The organism is Microcoleus sp. B3-A4, from assembly GCF_036705385.1.
Lineage (GTDB): Bacteria > Cyanobacteriota > Cyanobacteriia > Cyanobacteriales > Microcoleaceae > Microcoleus.
Genome location: NZ_JAUBUI010000040.1, coordinates 17,578 through 36,987 on the forward strand (window position 1 = coordinate 17,578; position 19,410 = coordinate 36,987).

Below are 19,410 nucleotides of genomic sequence, written 5' to 3' on the forward strand. Positions count from 1 at the left end.
AAATTGGCAGAATTTCTACTAATTCTTCCACGAGTTCCAACTGCCGTCTTGCTTCAATCAAAAATCAAAAATCAAAAATATAACTATGCTTTGGCCCTACGTCACTCCAGGCATCCCGGATGACTTATTTGAACGTTTACCGGGAATTCCCATGAGTAAGCGAGAAGTCCGACTGCTGTTAATCTCCCACCTGCGGCTGCAAGCAGATTCAGTGGTGTGGGACATCGGTGCAGGTACTGGTACGATCGCCGTAGAAACAGGTTTGCTGTGTCCTAAAGGTCGGATTATCGCCGTCGAAAGGGATGAAGAAGTAGCAAGCTTGATTCGCAGAAATTGCGATCGATTCGAGCTCGACAACGTAGAAGTCATAGAAGGCAGTGCCCCGGAATGCCTGGAAAACCTGCCCCAAACCCCCCACCGAGTCTGCATCGAAGGAGGTCGCCCCATTAAAGCCATTCTCCAAGAAGTCTGGCGGTACTTGCAACCCCACGGTAGAGTTGTCGCCACAGCCTCGAATTTAGAAAATCTTTACGCCCTTTCCGAAGGGTTCGCCGAGTTGCAAGTCCGCAACATCGAGGTAGTGCAGTCCGCCGTCAACCGCTTGGAGACTCGCGGTCTGAGTCAAACCTTTGCCGCCGTCAATCCCATATTTATTCTCAGCGGCGAAAAGCTGGATTAGAAGGAAGAAGAAGGCACAACAGGAATTTTGACACGGATACACGAATTAATTCTGTAATTCTTAATCTTTTTTAAGTTCACTTAACCTTCATACTTAAGAATAGGGGCCACCATAGCTGGATTGACCGCCTAACTTGAGATATTGGATAACGGATGGGGGATAAGGGTTCTTTGTGCAAGGGATCAACTCGTGATCTAGAAAAATCCAAAATCTAAAATCCAAAATCCAAAATCTAAAATCTAAAATCGAATTACCCACCGCCGTCTGCAAGAGAAATTCATTTTATGCCTTGGTCTCGTATCCTGAGTGGAATAGTTGCGATCGCCCTTGCTTTGGGAATGATTATTATGGGCGGATGGTACTTCACCGTCGGCTTTGGAGTCATCGTCTACCTAGGTCAATTGGAATATTTTCAATTAGCCAGGGCTAAAGGCATTGCACCCGCTGCCAAAACTACCTTAGCCGTCAGTCAAGGGCTATTAATTACTGCCGCCCTAGCACCGGAACTCGTAGATGCCATGTTCCCTTTAGCGGGAACTTTAATCTGTTTCTACCTGTTATTCCAACCTAAATTATCGACGATCGCCGATATTGCCTCCTCAGTCTTAGGATTGTTCTACGGCGGTTATTTGCCCAGCTATTGGGTACGGCTGCGAGTCGGCCTCGACCCAGGCAATCTTGCTACAACCCAACTTTCGCAAGCAGTAGCAAGCAATTTGCCGGTTAACATTTACCCGTCCCCATCTTGGACAAATTCCAGCCACATATCTTTAGGATTGACTTCGCTGATGCTGGCTTTCTTCTGCATCTGGGCCGCTGACATTGGGGCTTATTTTGTCGGCAAATTCTTCGGCCGCACTAGCCTATCCCACATCAGCCCCAAAAAGACTGTTGAAGGTGCCGTATTTGGAGTTTGCGGCAGCATCGCCGTGGCCGTCGTTGGGTCTTGGTATTTACACTGGCCGGCGTGGCCGTATACTGGGGCTGCTTTTGGTCTATTGATTGGCGTTGCTAGCCTGTTGGGAGATTTAACTGAGTCGATGATGAAGCGAGACGCCGGTGTTAAGGATTCGGGACAGTTGATCCCCGGTCACGGTGGCATTCTCGATCGTACCGACAGTTATGTTTTTACCGCGCCCTTAGTCTACTATTTTGTGACTTTATTTTTGCCCGCGATCGACTCTTTTCTAATTAATCGGTAATTGGGAATTGGGAATTGGGAATTGGGAATTGGGAATTGGGAATTGGCAATTGGGAATTGGGAATTGGGTATGTATTCCCAGGATCTGCCGAGGAACCAGGTTAAAGTCAACAGTCAACAGTCAACAGTCAACAGTCAACAGTCAACAGTCAACAGTCAACAGTCAACAGTCAACAGTCAACTAACTAAGGCAACACTCTAATTCCTCCCCGACAAACAATCTCCCCCGGACTCAAAGTCAACTCTTCTATCTCAACTTCCGGCCCAAAATCAATTTTAAAACCATTGAAATCACTGCTCTTTAATTCTCCATCCATTTCGATTTCTGGTGATTCAAACATCAATTCGCGACCGCTGGCTATCCCCAAACCAGTCCGCAATACAAAAGGAATTTGCCTACCGCCAGCGAGCAAAATTGCCGCCGAAAGCGTCAACAAACCCGTCTCAATTGCAATCTGTGAATTTTGCAACTTCAGCGACTTTTCCCTATCTGTCAGCGGCAGCATTGGCAGCAAAAATTCGCTCAAAGCATCAGCAAGCAAAGGCGCTTTCAGCGACGCATTCAAATCCGCTTGGCTGAGCCTCAAAACGCCTGTAACGGGAACTGAGTCCAGGAGGCGCAGGGGTTGGCCTTTGAGAGCTTGACCGAGGTTGATGCGAATGCCGCAGCCCTCTATCGCCACTTCAGTTAGGTGTAGTCCTTTATACACAGCACCGCGAGCAGCAGCCGTGACTTTGGGGATCGCACCGCTGAAGATTTGTCGATCGCTCCCCTCAATTTTCACCTTCAACTCGTCCACCTGCTGAACTTGCGATCGCAGCCACAACTGCACCGCCGGAGACAGAACCGCGCTCGCGATCCGGCTGCCTTGACTCGGCGAAGGTTTCCCGGGCTCCTCGCCGAGATTACCAGTGCCACAAGAGCCACCAGCCCCATCTCTATTGTCAAATTGAAGAGAGTTTCGATCGACAGTCATAAACAATTTCAGAATATAAACCTTAATATTCAAGCACAGAAATTTAACTCGAACTTGCACATCCGGCCTCAAAAACCCGGTTTCTGCACAGATAGACCGCTGTCAACCTCTGATTTTCCTTAGAAACCGGGTTGATGAACACAAGTCCGATTAACTCCAAAACCAAGCAGAAATCTGGGATCGGCAACGCCAGAAGCAGAAAACTTCTCACCTTTTCCCCCTTGGGATATTGGGGTAATTCACGAGTTGTGCGATCCCGATGAAAAATTCGCGATCGAGCGTATAAATTTAACCAGGAGTACGGGATTTATGGTAGTGTTGGTTTATGGTCGGGTCAGACCCAAACCTTTCAAACCGGCCGCAAACCAACGGTGCAAACCTGTGCCTGCCGCGAGTCTTTTCCTCGTAGTTTTTGCACAGCATTCAGGGTAATGCCATCAGGACAATCTGCACCGGGCACAAGGACAATCTGCACTCTTGCCGGGCGTCCTGTAATAATTGGTCAGCATTATAATTTATTCCCAATCAGGAATTGAGCATTGCTAGTACGGTTAATCAATTAACCGTGTCGTGTTTCCTCCCCACCGCTGGCTGGTTGGGGATTTCCACACTCCCGTCATGTCTGATGAAAGGCTGCAAAAAATCCTCGCCCAGTGGGGCATTGCCTCTCGCCGTCTTGCAGAACAGATGATTGTAGCTGGACGAGTCCGAGTTAATGGCAATATTGTTCACTTAGGAGAAAAAGCGAATCCCGATCGCGATCTCATCCAAGTCGATGGAGTCCCGGTGAAACCAACGGATAGACCCGCAAAGGTCTATCTGTTGCTCAACAAACCGGCAGGCGTAGTTTCTACTTGCAGCGATCCCAGGGCCCGATCTAAAGTTCTCGACTTGCTGCCACCCCAACTGCGCTCCGGTCAAGGCATCCACCCCGTAGGACGCTTAGATGCAGATTCCACCGGCGCCCTCTTGCTTACCAATGATGGTAAGCTGACATTTTGTTTGACCCATCCGCGTCACTCGATCGCCAAAACTTATCAGGTGTGGGTACGGGGCGATCCCCCGGAACGCATACTACAAACGTGGCGTCAGGGCATCATCTTGTCCGGCAGAAAAACTTTGCCCGCGAAAGTTAAAGTTATCGATCGCGCGCTTGACGAAACTCTGTTAGAAGTCATTCTATCAGAAGGCAGAAACCGGCAGATTCGGCGAACTGCCGAGCTGTTGGGATATCCCGTGGTGCGCCTGCACCGCACAGCCATCGGCCCGATTCAATTGCAGCGGCCCGGTTCGCCAATATTGCCACCAGGCTGCTGCCGACCCCTAGAAGATGCGGAAATTATTTATTTATGGAATCTAGTCAACCTAACATCAATAAGCGTGCCAGTAAATTCCCAGGAGCACAGCATATGACAAAGAATTTATTGTTTTTATTCTTCAAAACAACTAAGAATAAACTATACTCCCAAGAGCCAGAACCAGCTCAGAAGAAGCTAGCAGAAATTGGGGCTCAACTCCGCCAGTACCGCGAACAGCACTCGATTTGTTTGGACAAAGTAGCCGTGGTAACAATGATTCGGCGGAATCTGCTGCAAGCCATTGAAGACGGTCAACTCGACCAACTTCCCGAACCCGTCTACACTCAGGGTTTGATCAAGCGCTACGCTGAAGCAATGGGTTTGGACGGAACTCAGTTTGCCGACTTTTTCCCGATCGAACCGTCGCCCCGATCGAGAACCAAGCTATCCTGGCAAGATGGGCCTCAGTTGCGGCCGATGCACCTCTACCTCTTTTACACATTTCTAATTATCTGTTCGGTCAATGTCTTATCTCAGTTGATGAGTGGTTCTGTTACCGCAAAAAACGGTGCGGGAGCCGAAGAACTAGCGCTTGGGCAGCAAGAACAAACTCGTTTAGCTGCTGAGGCATCGAGATCCTCACAAAATCAGAAACCGGATAGTTACGAGGCTGTCGAAGCAGTAAGAACCGGTCAAAATTTAAATAAATCTGGCAATAAACCAGTGATGGTTAACGTCACTTTTAAAGCAGAATCGTGGATGCAGGTTGAAGTCGATGGTAAAACAGAGTTTGAGGGAACTTTGCCTTCAGGGACGGTTCGCACCTGGGGGGCTCAAAAGCAATTAGTAGTGGTAGCAGGTAACGCCGGCGGGGTAATGGTTGCTGTTAATAACGGACAAGCCGAACCACTGGGAGTTCCTGGAGTCGCCAAAGAAGTTGTTTTTAAAGCAAACGAACTCCCGCCTTCAGCACCGCCAAAGAATGAAGGGTAAGTGTTAATTGGTAATTGTTAAGGGGTAATCGGGAATAGGTAATAGCTGGCAGTCCACAGGTTTTAATTAGAATGTCCGTCTTTATTGACTTATTACCCCTTACCTCTTACCCATTACCAACTACCCCTTCTCCACTATCAATGTTTATTAGGAGCGCGCCCGGAGATGTAAGTCATGGTTTTGAGCCGATCGCGCACTTCCCAATTCAAAGCTTCAGGTCGATACCGCCAGCCCCAATTTCCCTCTGCTTTCCCCGGAAAATTCATCCGCGCGTCTGTATCCAAACCCAACAAGTCTTGATACGGCACAATTGCCATATTAGCTACCGACATCCAACCCATGCGGATTAAAGACCAGTGAATTCCTTGGGGATCGATGCAGCCCAAATAACGATAAACTTCCTCTCTTTGGTAGTCTTGGAGTTGATTGAACCATCCGACAGTAGTGTCGTTGTCGTGAGTGCCGGTGTAGACTACGCAGTTGCGATCGTAATTGAAAGGCCAAAAAGGATCGTCGGGTCCAGCGCCGAAAGCAAACTGCAAAATCTTCATTCCCGGAAACTCGAACCGATCGCGCAAAGCTTCCACTTCTGGAGTAATTACCCCTAAATCCTCAGCGATAATCGGCAAGTTGCCAAACTTCTCATTAATTACATCCAACAAAGCTGTTCCCGGCGCTTTAATCCACTCTCCGTACATAGCAGTTTCTTGTCCGCGCTTCACCGCCCAGTAAGCCTCAAATCCTCGAAAGTGGTCGATCCGAGTCACGTCTACATAAGAGAAAATCGCTTCAAAACGCTGCACCCACCACTCAAAATTATTTGCTTGCAACTTCTCCCAATTGTAGACGGGGTTGCCCCACAATTGACCTGTATTGCTGAAGTAATCCGGGGGAACTCCCGCCATTAAAGCTGCTTCTCCGGTGGCTTCATCCAAGCAAAATATTTCTGGATGAGACCATACATCCGCGCTGTCGTGAGCTACATAAATCGGAATATCGCCAATAATTTTAATGTCCCGCATATTAGCATAGCTTTTCAACTCCGTCCACTGCTGAAAAAACTCAAACTGGACGTATTTGTAGTAATAAATCTCAGCATTTAGCTGCTGGCGCCACTTCTCTAGGGACTTGGGTTCTCGACGGGCAATTTCGGGCTCCCAATTGTTCCAGCTAACACCGCCAAAGTGATCTTTGAGTGCCATAAATAAGGCGTAATCTTCCAGCCAATTCTCTTTGCTTTCGCAAAAACCTGAGAATTCTTTTTGCTGGATCGGGGATGCTTTGGCTTTGAAGTTTTCGCAAGCTTTTTTGAGCAAAGGCACTTTCAGGGCGATCGCCCGCTCGAAGTCTACATAATCGAGCGGAAATTCTGGTAAATTAGCGAAGTCTTCATCGGCGAGCAATTGGTCGTCCCGCAGCAGTTCTGGGTTGATCAGCAGCGGATTTCCCGCCATTGCTGAATAGCACGAATAAGGAGAATTGCCGTATCCTGTCGGCCCCAGCGGCAATACCTGCCAGTATTGCTGGTCGCTCTCTACTAAAAAGTCAATAAAGCGATATGCTTCTATTCCCATGTCTCCCATGCCAAATCGACTGGGAAAGGATGTGGGGTGGAGTAAAATGCCGCTCGATCGGGGAAAAAGCATAATCTATCTAAAGATATAGGAATTAAACATTGACAATTTGACCGATATTCCCTACAAGTTAAACTTCGCAGTTTTGAGGGCGATTGTCAGGGCAAATACTTTTGTGATTGTCTCATATTTTCTGCAAGAAGGTGCTTGCCAAATATTTTATGGCACTCTACTCAAAACTCCTGAGTAGAACCCAAAAGATCAAAATCCAGAGTTACGCGATCGCCTCGCTTTAGCAACTGGGTTTTTTTACCCAGGCGCGTTTGCTGCAACAAAGTAGTTTGGTCGATCGCACCTGGTTTCTGCCTAAGTTTTGAAGATAACTTTTCTTTCGCTTTCGCCCTATCTCTCTGCAGTAGTAAATTGCCCGCCAAAACTCAGCCATCGCTTCCGCAGAGCCCATGCACAAATCAGCCGGCTGTTTTTGTATCTCAAAAAACAGTCGGCTGAGGAATTACCTGAAAAGAGGCTGAGTTTAAGCTTGCTTGTTCAAAAATTTCTGCACTTGTTTGACAGCTATACTGCCGATGTTGTAAGCAGCCCAGCCGCCCGCCAACAATACGGGCATCAATACTATTAGTATGCGGAAGTCAAAATCCATGAGTTCTCCTCCTAAAGTTTTTTAACAAATTCTCATAATCTATTTGTATCTCATTTTGTCACCATTCTCCTGAGTCTTGAACCAAATATTCGGGATACGCAGGAGGACATCGCTCCGCAAGAATGGAAAGCGAAAGCAAAACTCCTGGGCGGGCGATCGGCATTCGCTGCACCAATTATCCCACAATCTGTTTTGCAATCGCTTCCACCACCTTAGTTAGAGGGTCGTTAGGGAAGTGCAGCGCAAACACTCCCTTGCTGGCGAGCAGCATCATCTGGTCGCTGTGGGGCAGTACCCCGGCTACTGGGATGTTGTAAATACTCTCTACTTGCTGCTTCAAATCCTCGAAATCCAGGGATTCTGGGGCTTTATTGATCGTCATCAAAATCTTGGGAACTTCTAATTTGCGGGCCACATCTACCGTGACAGCCGTTCCCTGAAAATCTTGCTGATCCGGACGCAGAATCAGCAGCAGGATGTCGGAAATGGTGATGCTGAGGAGGGTTTCTTCGTTGAGCCCCGGGTGCGTGTCTATAAATAGGTAGTCTAAGTTCAAAACGTCGATCAGTTCTTGAAAGCCGTCGGTAAGCAGTCCCACATCGTAGCCTTCCCGCAAAACTCGCGCTATCTCCCCTGCTTTAATGCTCGAAGGAATCAGGTAGAGATTGCCGTTACTAGCTAATTTGGGCAGCAGCGAACTCACATTGTAGGCCGTATCCGCGATCGGACACCGGCCCCACAGGTAATCGTTCAGGCAGTGATCCATGTTGCTCTCGCTGAAACCGAACAGCACGTGAATCCCCGGTGATTGAATGTCTGTGTCCACAATGGCGACCCGATTTCCGTCGCGAGCGATAATAGATGCCAGGTTTGCTGTCGTGTTCGATTTGCCAGTTCCGCCCCGGTAAGAGTGGACAGAGATGATTTTGGACATGATCTGCGTATGAGGGTAAGAAACGGCGAGAACCCATTATGATGCAATTCTCGATGATGCAGTCGAGTTGTCTGTCATTCTTCCTTGTCCCCCAAATCCTCCTTATCTGTTAAACTATCAATTTTTTCATCTTTTATGCTCTTTTGTGCGCCCCTGCGCTGCCGCATCTGTTTGGCTTTGGCTTGCAAATCGCTGAACTCGTCATCCGGTTTGGTTTCGGCTGAACTAGCACCGCCGCCCGCATCGATCGCACCCGTTTGAGAGCCGCTTTCCGATTCAGTCACGGGGACGCGCTGCTTATACTGTTTGGCTTTTTCCTGCAACTGAGCTAGGTATTCGTCTGTCTGACTTTCGGCCTTGGGAAGTTCTGGGGTACTTGCAGTTATTTCTTGGGGTTCGGAAGGTACTTTTTCCGAGGTTTCTTGTTTGCTAATTCTCAGTTTATCTTTCTTTTGCTGCAATTCTTTAAAGAAATCAGATTCTGTGATTTCTGCGACTTGCTGTTCTTTTTTGGCTTGGTCTATTTCGATTTTGAAGACTTGTTTTACTCGATCGCTAATTGCTTTCCCGTATCCGGCTTTATTAAATCTGTCTGCTGATACAATGCTACCGCCAGTTAAGATTAATGCTAAGGCTGGCGCTGCCACAGGCACCCACCCTCCCAACAGAAAAATCCCAAAGCCGATCGCGCAGCACCCGCACAGCATGGCTGCGAAGGTCAGCGCCAACTGCGCTGGGTGAGCCATCCGCGATGCCACGGTTCCTCCCACAATTGACCATGCCGAAATCCACAAAATTTCTGCCCATTCCGGCCAAAACCATAACATCGGTCTGTTGTCTAAAACTGCACTCAAAATTTGGCTGACTACTTGTGCGTGTGCCACGATACCAGGCATGAATTGGTTACTTTGCTTTCGCCCACTGTAAGGAGTATAAAAGAAATCTTTAACGGTTTCTGTGGTATAACCAATGAGCACTATTTTATCTTTAACTAAATTTGGGTCAACTTTCCCCTCTAAAACATCCGTAATTCTGACTTGGTTGGCAACTTGCCGCCTGGAACGATAGTTAATTAATATTTGATATCCCCTGACCTCGGTATTTGTGTATCCTCCGTCATTGCTTGCTAGTTGTTTTAATTGGGTTTTTCCCAGCCATAAAGATTGATCTGGTGCCATTTCGGGAGAAATTTTTTGCCCTTGCAGGTAGTGGAGTGCTATCTGGAGGTTGAATGAAGCTAAAACTTGAGAGTCGTCATTGCAAAGATGTTTGTCTACCGAGGATTTGCCCTCAATTGTCGGTGGTTTCATAAATAATAAAGCCTTGCGGAGTATGCCACCCGCATCGACTCCGAAATCTGCAAATCCCACCCGGTTTTCTGCCAGCCCCGGCGCAGGCGGAGAACCAGGATTGTCCGGGCTTCCGTCGGTGACTAAACATACCCCGATAATGCGATCGTTTTTTTGTAAAATTTTAGTTAATTCCTCGCGCCCGTCTCCTAAAGGTACGTCTCGCAGTACATCTAAACCGATGACTGCCGGCTGCATTTTTTCTAGTTTTTGTAAGATTTCAGCTATTTTGCGATCGGATATCGGCCACTGTTTCAGTTTCTGAATGTCTGCTTCGGTAATCCCCACAACTAACAAGCGCGAGTCTGGCTTTTCGTCGGGACGCCACCTCACCATTTGGTCGTAAGCGCTTAATTCTATTGGTTCGAGTATTCCTAGCTGTCTGGCTCCCATCAAGGATAATGTTACTGCCGCGCTGGCAATTAATACAGACTTAGCCAATGCTAGTGATGGTTTATACAGTTGACTCAATTGAGCCACTGCCGATCGAATTTTGTTAGATATTTTACTCATTATCCCAGCATAAAAGTTTGACTTGTTTCTGGAACAGCAGTTGTTTCACATTTCCCGCCTGCTGGAGACTTCCTCCATCTTAGAACACTCGGAAACTCCGACCGCTTTGTTACAAAAATTTACAGTACGTTGCGAGCAAATGTATACAATGATACTTGCGATCTAGGCAACCTGATGTTTGCGACAGAGAATCGACTTGCCGCTCGAATTAATTAATGTTATTGATGATATGTCAAGGTTTAAATTGTGTATTTGCGCCCTCGACTAGCAGCTCAAAAATATTGGTCGCCATCTGCGAATGCCTGTGTTTGCAATTATAGTGAAAGGTACAACAAAATGAAACGTTTTCTACATCGGGCTACACTTGCGGTCGCCGTATCTGCGATCGCAGCTACCCTACCCAGTTCACTTGCACCGATGCGCGCACAATCCCAGCCGCTTCTGCTGAGTCAAAATGTTAATTTCAAGCCTCCCAACGTAACAGCCCCCGCAAACCGACAAGGAGGGACACATCGCGGCAGCAAGCTTTGTCCAGCGGGTTTATCTATTACTCCTTTAGTGCCTCCAACTAATATCGGTTTAACCCTAACAGATTCTCCCACAATTTTTGTCTATATTCCTAACACCTCACCCGAAATAGAGTTTACTTTGCTCAACGAAAATGAGGACAAAGTGGTCTACGAAAAAACCTTTAAAGTTGACAAATCCGGGATTGTTGGAGTTAGTATTCCTGCTAGCGTAGACAACAACAAATCCCTTGAAGTTGGCAAGCGATACGTATGGTCGTTTTCGATGGTTTGCGACCCCGAAGACCGATCGGCAGATGTAGTTGTTAAAGGGTTCGTGCAGCGAATTGAACCGCAGGCAACTCTCAAGAGGGATTTGGCAAACCCCGACCCGATGACCAGGCTCAACGTTTATGCTCAAAATGGGATTTGGTATGAAACTCTCGCTACTTTAGCCCAAATGCGGCGTCAGACACCAGGGGATGCGAGGCTGACAGCGAAGTGGACACAATTGTTGCAGTCCCAAGGACTGGAATCAGTTGCTGCTCAACCACTGGTTGCGCCTCTTTAAATGTCGATATTTCTTGAAGTTTGGTCGGTCTTCCTATGGGGAGGTGAAAATTGACCGATTTACTCGATCGCGCCCGGGGCTAAAACTCCGGGTTAACATTAGAGATTCGGTCTATAAATATTTATACAAGTTGGTGGAAAAATGAAACGTTTTATACATTTTACTGCACTGGCGATGACTGTATTGGCGATCGCCGTTACTCTCCCGAGTTTGCTTACACCGATGCAGGCTGTGCCTGCACCCATTCTGCTGAGTCAGAATGTTAATTTCAAACCCCCAGATGTCACAGCCCCCGACAACCGGCAAGGGGGGACGCATCGAGGCTGTCAGTTGCGGGAAGGTTTATCCATTACTCCCTTAATACCTGAAAGCAATATTGGTTTAACACTAACCGAATCGCCAACATTTTTTGTATATGTTTCTCAACCCGCAGCTCAAGTAGAGTTTGTTTTGCTAAATGAAGATGAATCCGAAGTAGTCTACGAAACTACTATCAAAAATGACAAAGCCGGAATTGTGGGAGTTAGCCTTTCTGAGAAAGGCAAGACAAAAAATATTGAGGTTGGTAAGCGATATGTGTGGTCGTTTGCACTAGCTTGCGATCCTCTGGAGCGTTCCGGAGATTATATTGTTAAAGGATGGATGCAGCGAATTGAACCGCAGGCAACTCTCAAGAGCGATTTGGCAAATCCCGACCCTATGGCTAAGGTGATTGCTTATGCTAAAAATGGGATTTGGTACGAGGCTCTTGCTACTCTAGCCCAAATGCGGCGCCTCGCACCCGATGATTCGCGGCTGACGACCGAGTGGACGCAATTGTTGCAGTCCCAAGGACTAGAATCGATTGCCGCTCAACCGCTAGTTCAGTCTTTTTAATAACGACTGTTCACCAATCATTGCTGAGTGTTTGCATAGTCAATTCTTCAATTCTTCAATCCAGTGACCGAAAGCAGCCAGGGTACAAGCCCCCGTCTTTATCCTGGCACAACCAAAAAATAGTATCCGATAACCAGTCCCAGGATTTATCCGTGAGGTCGCTTTCTTCAATCCAAAATCCAAAATCTAAAATCTAAAATCGATTCACTGATGGCTAATAATTTTCCGACAATTCTAGCTCTTGATTTTGACGGTGTGATTTGTGACGGACTAATCGAATATTTCCAAACCGCTTGGCGTACCTACTGTCAAATCTGGAAACCAGTCGAAACAGTCCCAGATCCAGATTTAGCTTTGAGTTTTTACCGAGTGCGGCCCGCCATCGAAACCGGTTGGGAAATGCCACTGCTGATCCGCGCACTACTGACAGGAATTTCCCCAGAGCAAATTTTGCTAGAGTGGCCCAATATAGTACCGTATTTGTTGACCGAAAATAATTTAAAAGCGCAGTCTGTCGGTGCTATGTTAGACGGATTGCGCGATAATTGGATTGCTGAGGATTTACCTGGGTGGCTGTCTTTGCACCGCTTTTATCCAGGGGTTGCAGATCGCTTGCACTCGTTGCAGGAGAGTTCGGTGAAAGTGGCGATCGTCACTACAAAGGAAGGCCGTTTTGTTCGGGAACTTTTGCAGTTAGCAGGCGTACAAATGCCGTCGGAGTTGATTTTTGGCAAGGAATACAACAAGCCGAAACACCAAATTTTGCGGGAATTTTTGGCCGCGTCTGGCAAAGATTCGACTATTTGGTTTGTGGAAGATCGGTTAAAAACTTTGCTGTCGGTGAAGCAGCAGCCGGATTTATCTCAGGTGAGGTTATTTTTGGCTGATTGGGGTTACAATACTTTGCCAGAACGGGAATCTGTGGCTCAAAATCCACCTGTTCAATTGCTTTCTCTGTCCCAGTTTGCCGGAGATTTTGCAGATTGGCTGCCGAACGACTGTTGATATTAGATTGGTTGACAGTGGTGATTTTTTTTCGATTTTCAGAGTCAAAAAAAATCACAACATTTTACATCTTTTTTGTTGACTTTTGCGGCGTAGACATGGTATTTTAATATAATGGGATAGTGGCAAAAATATTATTTTTGCCACTATCCCATTATAAGATATAATATAACCGAAATTCCTCAAAAAAGCAAGGATCTCGACAAAAAAAAAGGTTTTTTTTTCAGGTACTCTTGACCTCAAAAACCCGGTTTTTTTACTATTTCTGCGGGCGGGTACGAAGTATTTTAGTTTATCAAACCGCGTGTGTGACAAAAAAACAAGCTTCGGAACCAAAAAATTGAAAAGTGTTTTGATAATTTCTTAGCTTGCAAGCTTTCTAATATTGAGACTTAAAACCCATGCTCGATTTAACTAAAGCAGCCAAGGCAATGCAGGGAATGAGCCAACATTTGAATGTGGAAGCTCAGGCCGCTCGCCAGCGTTTGGAAGTGGCTCAGAATTTGCTGGTAAAGGCTGCAGCGGAACAGGAAAAATTGGTGGAATTGCAAGAGAATTGGCGCGATCGCACTTTATTCAATGCTGCCACGCCGATCGAGCCCTTAGACGATCGCACCTACATTACCGCACCCCCCGCAGCTCACACAGTCTTTGCCACAGACGGATCGCAAATTTCCCCAAACCATCACGAAATAGCCTACTGCTACCTGCTAAACGTCGGCACAGTCATGCTGCACTACGGACAAAGCCGCCACCCAGTTTTAGACAGCGTACCCGAGGTTTTCTACAAACCCGAAGACTTGTACGGTTCGCGGCAGTGGGGAATTAGAACCGAAGAATGGATGGGATACCGACGCGCCGTTTCCGAAGCAATTGCCTTAGCAGAAATGGGCTGCAATTGGGCAAAAGTTAACGACAATAAATTGCCCGCGCCAGCTTTAGCAATGGTAGACGGTTCCCTGATTTATTGGTTTTTGGAACAGTTACCCAGCGAAGCACGCGATCAAATTTTGCTGCCAATTTTAGAAGCTTGGGACAAGTTGCGTTTAGCAGGAATTCCGCTGTTAGGATACTTAAGCGCTTCTCGCAGCAGCGAAAGCTTATCTTTTTTACGGTTTGAAGCTTGCACCCACGAAGTACCAGACTGCATGACAAATTGCCCGAACGTCGGATTTGCCGCCACAATTTCTTTCGCCGATAAAGCACCTTGTCAAGAATTTGAACCCTTGCGGGATGCCATCTTGTGGGCAACAATCCTGTCACCGGGACAAAGAAGCCCTTTGTGGAAATCCCAAGCTCGAATTTTAGATTTGTACGGTGTTAATTCCGTCTATTTCTGTTATGTTCACGTTGGCACAGAAATTGCTAGAATAGAAGTGCCGGAATGGGTAGCACAAGATACAGCACAGCTAGATTTAGCATTAGGAATGATGCTGGCTCAAGTACACAAAGGTGGCGGGTATCCGGTGACGCTAGCAGAAGCTCATAATCAAGCGGTAGTCACGGGGGGCGATCGAAGTCGCTTTTTCGCTTTGTTAGAGCAGCAAATGATTAAAGCAGGCTTAAAAAATGTCGGAATTTCTTATAAGGAAACACGGAAGCGCGGCAGTATTGCTTAAAGTAATAAGTAGAGTAGTCTTGGACGCAGAAACGGGTTTTTTTAAGGAAATACTGAAATTGAGCATTTAACACTGATAAAATACCCGGTTTCTTTGGTATTGATGCGTAAGTTATGTAGAGTTAAAATAGAGTTAAAAATGTTATATGCCAATAGAACTAATTATCTTAATTGCTTCGTTACTTGTTTCTTGGCTAGTCTTTAATTGGGCTTTTAAAGTGTTGAAAGCCAGCATCGGTACAGCGATGGGTTTAGCAGCAATTGTGCTGACGATGCAGTTATTGTTTGGCATCGGCCCAAATCAGCTTTTCCAGCATATAATTCACCTGCCGGAAACCCTGGGGAAAATGATTTCGGGCAAGTGATCCGATTTTAGATTTTAGATTTTAGATTCTTTTAGATACCCGACTTCTTTCAGAAGCCGGGTATCTGAGGATTCCGAGAATTTTCCCTCTTCCTTCTTCCCTCTTCCTTCCTCCTTCAGATATTAACTTCCCAGCATTTGCAAATTGTACAAACTGGCATACAACCCTTCTTGCTGCAACAACTCTTCGTGGCTGCCAGATTCTACTAACTGCCCGCGTTTGAGCACTAAAATACGATCGACATTTCGGATAGTCGAGAGCCTGTGAGCAATAATAATCGCCGTTCTGTCCACCATCAAACGCTCTAGAGCTTCTTGAATTAAAGCTTCCGTACCCACATCCAAACTAGCAGTAGCCTCGTCTAGAACTAAAATACTGGGATTGCGAATGGCGGCGCGAGCAAACGCTAATAATTGCTTTTGTCCCCCCGAAAGATTCGTCCCCCGTTCCCGCAATTGCGTGTCGTAACCTTGAGGCAACTGTTCGATTAAACGCGCAACATTTGTCTTTTCTGCTGCTGCTTGAATTTCCTCAATCGAGTAACTTTCTCCCAGGCTGATATTGCTCTTCACGTCACCAGCAAATAGAAAGCCATCTTGGATAATCACGCCTATGTGCCTCCGCAACTCTGCTTGAGGCAAATCCCGAATATCGACATGATTAACCAGAATCCGTCCTCGCGTCGGCTCGTAAAGGCGGCACAGGAGACGGATAATCGAACTTTTGCCCGCACCGGTAGGGCCGACTAATGCTACTTTTTCGCCGGATTTGATGGTGAAATTGAGGTTTTGCAGCACATATTCGTCTTCTTTGTAAGCAAACCACACGTTGTCAAATTGGATTTCTCCCGATTCAGAATTCTGCGATTTGGCATTTTCTCCCCCCCGAAGCTTGGGGGGGTTGGAGGGGGGTAGTTTGGGATTGTTAGGCAATAAACGATATTCCGAACTTGCTGGATTTTGATGATTATCTGCCAATTCTCGATCGAACGGAGCCAAGTTGTAAGCCGTTGCCTCTGGATGTCCAGTTATCAACAAGGGTGAATAATCTGCCCTTCTTCCTTCTTCCCTCTTCCCTCTTCCTTCTTCCTTATTCCCTCTTCCTTCTTCCTTCTTCCCGCTAGTTGGATCTTTAATTTCGATCGGTTCGTTAAGAATATCGCTAATCCGTTCGACGGCGGTAAATCCTGCTTGAATCGCGGTAAATTTCTCCGCAAATTGCCGCAGCGGATCGAAGAGACGCTGAGCAAATAAAATGAATGCAGAGAGAGTACCGAAGTTAAGATTACCGGCTAAAACCTTTTGACCACCCATCCACAAAACGGCTGCAATCGCCACTAAAGCAATCCATTCCAATGTAGCAGATACGGCTGAGTCGTAAAATATAGTTTTGTCAACTGCTTTAATGTAGCGTTTATTGGTGACGCGAAACAATTCTGAGTTGAATCTTTCGCGGCGGAATAGCTGCACTACGCCAATACCGGTCAAGTTTTCTTGCAGTTGGGCGTTGAGATCGGAAAGTTCTTCTCTGGTATTGTAATTTGCTATGCGATATTGGTACTGGAAATAAACTATGACTGCGGTAATTGGTATCATTATCAGCACCAACATTAAAGCTAGTTGCCACTGCATGGTAAACATGAAAATGGCAATTACTAAAATTGAAAATAAATCGCTGACAATGCCGATCGCCCCCGAAGAGAAAACCTCTCCCAAAGCTTCTACATCGCTGGTGAGGCGAGTCATCAATTTACCGACAGGAGTGCGATCGAAAAATCTCACTGCTAGCGATGTGACGTGGGCGAACAAATCATTTCTAATATCTGTAGTAATTATTTGCCCTACTTTCGTGACTAAATAGCCTTGAACTGATTGCAGTGCTAATCTAAGTGTTATAGTTAGCATGAGCAAAATAGCCAAAATATTCAAGGCAGCAGATAGAGACAATCCCCGCAAGAATTCGTAGGTAGGTTCCGATCGAATTACCGAAATTGCCTGTCCGATGAGAATGGGTTGAATTGCTCCTGAGACTGCTAGCGGTACTAATAGTGCGATCGAAATAATCAACAAGCGTTTGCTGCGCCCTGCGTAAGATGCCAACCTCATGAATAACCGCCAGTCTGTTTCGCGGCCGGGTTGGTTTTTGGTTTCTGCTACTGGTGAGGAAATCGTCATTGATGCCAAAAACTGTACAATATATCTAATTAATAATTGTAACAAATAGAATCAATATTTTGCATGAATATCAGTAAACAGTAGGTTGGGTTGAGGAACGAAACCCAACCAAAAGGTTTGTAGCCACACAAAAATGGTATTATAATCTACTGGTAGAAGTTATATTATTATCATGCAAGAGATAGAGACAGCCAGATTATATCTGAGACAATTTACGCCTGAAGACTTAGACGCTCTTTACCGCATCTACAGCGATCCGGAAATAATGAAATACCTCGCAGGAGCTAGAACTAGAGAAGCAACAGAAATCGCCATTCATACCATGCTCGAACGTTGGGAAGAAAACAACTTCGGAATGTGGGCTGTAGTACATAAAATAGACCGTAAAATGATTGGTCGCTGCGGACTGGGTTTTCTGGACAACACACCGGAAGTTGAGCTAGGCTATACCCTCGACAAAGTTTATTGGAATCAAGGATTGGCGACTGAAGCATCTTTTGCTAGTCTAAACTATGGATTTCAAATATTAAAGTTGGATAGAATAGTTGCGATCGCCCGACCAGAAAATATCGCCTCTCAGCGGGTGATACAGAAAGTTGGCATGAAATATGAAAAAAATGCTCATTACTACGAAACAGATGTAGTATATTATTCTATCTCGCGAGAAAGTTACCAGTCAAAAGTAGTTGTGTAGGGTGCGCTAGGCGCACCTTACTGCTTTTAAATTACTCGCATCGCAAATTGGTATTATTGCCTGCTGACAACTACGAAGTCCTTTGTAATTGCTTGTTAACTTTTTGAATTTTCTTAGCAAAATACTCTTGTCTGTGCCCCAATCTTTTAGCCACGTCCAACCCTTGTTGATAGGATTCCAAAGCTTTAGCGTAAGCCTTCATCTCTTGATAAACTTGACCGATATTGTCATAAGCGTTCATTAAACCGTAGAAATTGTAAGCCCGCTCTTCTAACAGCAACTGCATTTGATAAATCCGCAAAGTAGACTCCCACTGCTTTTGCGCTCGATAAAGTAAAGCTAATTTATCCAAAGCTTCACTAGCTTGGCCGTACTGTTGAATGGGAACGGCTAAATTGTAGGCTTCCTGATAGTATTGAGCGGCTAAATTGATTTGACCTATGGTTTGGTAATCACTGGCGATCGCAATTTTGAGCGGTGGTATAGCGCTGGGATTTTGCAGGTTGACATACACTGATGCTAGTTTTTCCCTAGCTGCGATCGCCTTTAGGGGTTGTTTCGACTGCTGGTAAACGTAGGCCAATTGTCTCAGAGTCTCTACCTCAGTTGGAGGAGTTACAGGCTGCGGAGGTGCACCGTTTCCCGCAACAACAGCAGAATTTTCCACAGCAGAATTAGCAGCAAATAAAGCGCGGTTTTCCTGAATTAAAGTAGCCAATTCCTCATACACGGGAGCAGCTTTATCGTAACTCAACCAATTGATGTGAATTAGCCCGATCGCCTTCAAAATCTGACCTTCAGCCAATATATCTTGGTTTTGGCGCGCATTTTCGAGAATTTCTTGGTAAACTTCTACAGTTGGGCCTTTAGCGCGCACCTGCTGAAAAGCCGCAGCGAAGGTGGGGAGCAACTCAGTATTAAGTGGTACTTGGGATTTGACTTCTTTTTTAATTGCTTGCAACCGTTTGGTAATAAGCTGTAGTTCGAGGTTTTTACCGTTACTCCAAGCAACACTTCCCACCCGACTCAAAGCAGAAATTTCCGCCGCCGGGCCCAGATACCTCCGCAGCCGCAATTCTCGGAACCAAATTTCAAAAGCACCCGCGCCGTCTCCAGCTTGCAGTTTAGCCACTGCTTCTAAGTTTAACTCTTCCAAAGCCGCTGTCAGTTCGTCCCGCTGAGTGCTGCTCAAAGATTCATTAGCGGGAGTTAGGGGATCGGGTGTGGTAATTTCTAGAGGATTAGGAGAAAATTGATCGAGGGCTGGTGGATTAGTTTGGGCGCTAGCAATAGAACCAGCACACAGCCACAGGAAAAGCAAGCACCCAATTGGTACAGAACTTCTCATTCTCAAAATTTGGTTGCCGCGATTCGGCATTCCTTCTCGAAACATCAAGTTTTGCATATCTACAAAACGGTATA

At 46.2% G+C, this 19,410-nt stretch carries 18 protein-coding genes; 11 read left to right on the top strand and 7 right to left on the bottom strand.

Annotated features, from left to right (window positions below; translation table 11 throughout):
- The first annotated feature begins 85 nt into the window (after positions 1-85).
- Positions 86-679: a precorrin-6Y C5,15-methyltransferase subunit CbiT gene (gene cbiT, locus QUB33_RS16900; protein WP_190737050.1), complete on the top strand. Its 594-nt coding sequence runs from the start codon at positions 86-88 to the stop codon at positions 677-679.
- 284 nt (positions 680-963) lie between these two features.
- On the top strand, positions 964-1,881 hold the full coding sequence (locus QUB33_RS16905) for a phosphatidate cytidylyltransferase (RefSeq protein ID WP_333351723.1): 918 nt from the start codon (positions 964-966) through the stop codon (positions 1,879-1,881).
- Between the two features lie 184 nt (positions 1,882-2,065).
- Here QUB33_RS16905 and QUB33_RS16910 read toward each other — a convergent pair whose 3' ends face one another.
- The gene (locus QUB33_RS16910; RefSeq protein WP_333351725.1) at positions 2,066-2,857 is read right to left on the bottom strand and encodes a DUF2993 domain-containing protein; all 792 of its coding nucleotides are present in this window, start codon (positions 2,855-2,857) and stop codon (positions 2,066-2,068) included.
- Between the two features lie 618 nt (positions 2,858-3,475).
- Here QUB33_RS16910 and QUB33_RS16915 point away from each other — a divergent pair.
- Both QUB33_RS16915 and QUB33_RS16920 read left to right on the top strand, forming a co-directional pair.
- Positions 3,476-4,270: a pseudouridine synthase gene (locus tag QUB33_RS16915; protein WP_333351786.1), complete on the top strand. Its 795-nt coding sequence runs from the start codon at positions 3,476-3,478 to the stop codon at positions 4,268-4,270.
- A complete protein-coding gene (locus QUB33_RS16920) occupies positions 4,267-5,148 on the top strand; it encodes a RodZ domain-containing protein (protein ID WP_333351727.1) in 882 nt (293 codons plus the stop codon). The genes QUB33_RS16915 and QUB33_RS16920 overlap by 4 nt, the downstream gene beginning before the upstream one ends.
- Positions 5,149-5,285: 137 nt before the next feature.
- Here QUB33_RS16920 and malQ read toward each other — a convergent pair whose 3' ends face one another.
- Positions 5,286-6,794, bottom strand: coding sequence for a 4-alpha-glucanotransferase (gene malQ / locus QUB33_RS16925; RefSeq protein ID WP_333351729.1), 1,509 nt, complete (start codon positions 6,792-6,794; stop codon positions 5,286-5,288).
- A 37-nt stretch (positions 6,795-6,831) separates the two neighbouring features.
- Between malQ and QUB33_RS16930 the strand changes: the two genes are divergently transcribed.
- Positions 6,832-6,972: a hypothetical protein gene (locus tag QUB33_RS16930; protein ID WP_190659387.1), complete on the top strand. Its 141-nt coding sequence runs from the start codon at positions 6,832-6,834 to the stop codon at positions 6,970-6,972.
- Between the two features lie 285 nt (positions 6,973-7,257).
- On the opposite strand, the gene QUB33_RS16935 is transcribed toward QUB33_RS16930, so the two are convergent.
- The 3 genes from QUB33_RS16935 to QUB33_RS16945 form a co-directional block, all read right to left on the bottom strand.
- Complete coding sequence (locus tag QUB33_RS16935; RefSeq protein WP_190659386.1) at positions 7,258-7,383, bottom strand: photosystem II protein Y; 126 nt, start codon at positions 7,381-7,383, stop codon at positions 7,258-7,260.
- A 175-nt stretch (positions 7,384-7,558) separates the two neighbouring features.
- Positions 7,559-8,317, bottom strand: a complete 759-nt coding sequence (locus tag QUB33_RS16940; protein ID WP_333351732.1) for a MinD/ParA family protein — start codon at positions 8,315-8,317, stop codon at positions 7,559-7,561.
- Between the two features lie 74 nt (positions 8,318-8,391).
- Positions 8,392-10,179, bottom strand: coding sequence for a CHASE2 domain-containing protein (locus QUB33_RS16945; protein ID WP_333351734.1), 1,788 nt, complete (start codon positions 10,177-10,179; stop codon positions 8,392-8,394).
- A 336-nt stretch (positions 10,180-10,515) separates the two neighbouring features.
- On the opposite strand from QUB33_RS16945, the gene QUB33_RS16950 reads away from it, so the two are divergent.
- The 5 genes from QUB33_RS16950 to QUB33_RS16970 all read left to right on the top strand — a co-directional run bounded on the left by QUB33_RS16950 (position 10,516) and on the right by QUB33_RS16970 (position 15,120).
- Positions 10,516-11,256: a DUF928 domain-containing protein gene (locus tag QUB33_RS16950; protein WP_333351736.1), complete on the top strand. Its 741-nt coding sequence runs from the start codon at positions 10,516-10,518 to the stop codon at positions 11,254-11,256.
- A gap of 141 nt (positions 11,257-11,397) precedes the next feature.
- On the top strand, positions 11,398-12,132 hold the full coding sequence (locus QUB33_RS16955; RefSeq protein ID WP_333351738.1) for a DUF928 domain-containing protein: 735 nt from the start codon (positions 11,398-11,400) through the stop codon (positions 12,130-12,132).
- A 210-nt stretch (positions 12,133-12,342) separates the two neighbouring features.
- On the top strand, positions 12,343-13,137 hold the full coding sequence (locus QUB33_RS16960; RefSeq protein WP_333351740.1) for an HAD hydrolase-like protein: 795 nt from the start codon (positions 12,343-12,345) through the stop codon (positions 13,135-13,137).
- A 401-nt stretch (positions 13,138-13,538) separates the two neighbouring features.
- Positions 13,539-14,756 carry a DNA double-strand break repair nuclease NurA gene (locus QUB33_RS16965; RefSeq protein ID WP_333351742.1) on the top strand — a complete coding sequence of 406 codons (1,218 nt, stop codon included), beginning with the start codon at positions 13,539-13,541 and terminating at the stop codon, positions 14,754-14,756.
- Positions 14,757-14,901: 145 nt separating this feature from the next.
- On the top strand, positions 14,902-15,120 hold the full coding sequence (locus tag QUB33_RS16970; RefSeq protein WP_333351744.1) for a hypothetical protein: 219 nt from the start codon (positions 14,902-14,904) through the stop codon (positions 15,118-15,120).
- Positions 15,121-15,242: 122 nt separating this feature from the next.
- On the opposite strand, the gene QUB33_RS16975 is transcribed toward QUB33_RS16970, so the two are convergent.
- Entirely contained in the window at positions 15,243-17,294 is a 2,052-nt protein-coding gene (locus QUB33_RS16975) for an ABC transporter ATP-binding protein (RefSeq protein WP_333351746.1), read from the bottom strand.
- 172 nt (positions 17,295-17,466) lie between these two features.
- Here QUB33_RS16975 and QUB33_RS16980 point away from each other — a divergent pair, with 172 nt between their 5' ends.
- Positions 17,467-17,988 (top strand): GNAT family N-acetyltransferase, encoded by a 522-nt coding sequence (locus tag QUB33_RS16980; protein ID WP_333351748.1) that lies wholly within the window; start codon positions 17,467-17,469, stop codon positions 17,986-17,988.
- A gap of 70 nt (positions 17,989-18,058) precedes the next feature.
- On the opposite strand, the gene QUB33_RS16985 is transcribed toward QUB33_RS16980, so the two are convergent.
- Entirely contained in the window at positions 18,059-19,393 is a 1,335-nt protein-coding gene (locus QUB33_RS16985; RefSeq protein ID WP_333351750.1) for a tetratricopeptide repeat protein, read from the bottom strand.
- Between the last annotated feature and the right edge of the window lie 17 nt (positions 19,394-19,410).

What these genes read in the sequence shown, in the direction of transcription:
- QUB33_RS16915 (WP_333351786.1), top strand. Translation starts at nt 3,476, where the DNA reads ATGTCTGATGAAAGGCTGCAAAAAATCCTCGCCCAGTGGGGCATTGCC.
- QUB33_RS16965 (WP_333351742.1), top strand. Translation starts at nt 13,539, where the DNA reads ATGCTCGATTTAACTAAAGCAGCCAAGGCAATGCAGGGAATGAGCCAA.
- QUB33_RS16960 (WP_333351740.1), top strand. Translation starts at nt 12,343, where the DNA reads ATGGCTAATAATTTTCCGACAATTCTAGCTCTTGATTTTGACGGTGTG.
- QUB33_RS16940 (WP_333351732.1), bottom strand. Translation starts at nt 8,317, where the DNA reads ATGTCCAAAATCATCTCTGTCCACTCTTACCGGGGCGGAACTGGCAAA.
- QUB33_RS16985 (WP_333351750.1), bottom strand. Translation starts at nt 19,393, where the DNA reads ATGCAAAACTTGATGTTTCGAGAAGGAATGCCGAATCGCGGCAACCAA.
- QUB33_RS16935 (WP_190659386.1), bottom strand. Translation starts at nt 7,383, where the DNA reads ATGGATTTTGACTTCCGCATACTAATAGTATTGATGCCCGTATTGTTG.
- QUB33_RS16905 (WP_333351723.1), top strand. Translation starts at nt 964, where the DNA reads ATGCCTTGGTCTCGTATCCTGAGTGGAATAGTTGCGATCGCCCTTGCT.
- QUB33_RS16970 (WP_333351744.1), top strand. Translation starts at nt 14,902, where the DNA reads ATGCCAATAGAACTAATTATCTTAATTGCTTCGTTACTTGTTTCTTGG.
- QUB33_RS16955 (WP_333351738.1), top strand. Translation starts at nt 11,398, where the DNA reads ATGAAACGTTTTATACATTTTACTGCACTGGCGATGACTGTATTGGCG.
- malQ (WP_333351729.1), bottom strand. Translation starts at nt 6,794, where the DNA reads ATGCTTTTTCCCCGATCGAGCGGCATTTTACTCCACCCCACATCCTTT.
- QUB33_RS16950 (WP_333351736.1), top strand. Translation starts at nt 10,516, where the DNA reads ATGAAACGTTTTCTACATCGGGCTACACTTGCGGTCGCCGTATCTGCG.
- QUB33_RS16980 (WP_333351748.1), top strand. Translation starts at nt 17,467, where the DNA reads ATGCAAGAGATAGAGACAGCCAGATTATATCTGAGACAATTTACGCCT.
- QUB33_RS16975 (WP_333351746.1), bottom strand. Translation starts at nt 17,294, where the DNA reads ATGACGATTTCCTCACCAGTAGCAGAAACCAAAAACCAACCCGGCCGC.
- QUB33_RS16920 (WP_333351727.1), top strand. Translation starts at nt 4,267, where the DNA reads ATGACAAAGAATTTATTGTTTTTATTCTTCAAAACAACTAAGAATAAA.
- cbiT (WP_190737050.1), top strand. Translation starts at nt 86, where the DNA reads ATGCTTTGGCCCTACGTCACTCCAGGCATCCCGGATGACTTATTTGAA.
- QUB33_RS16945 (WP_333351734.1), bottom strand. Translation starts at nt 10,179, where the DNA reads ATGAGTAAAATATCTAACAAAATTCGATCGGCAGTGGCTCAATTGAGT.
- QUB33_RS16910 (WP_333351725.1), bottom strand. Translation starts at nt 2,857, where the DNA reads ATGACTGTCGATCGAAACTCTCTTCAATTTGACAATAGAGATGGGGCT.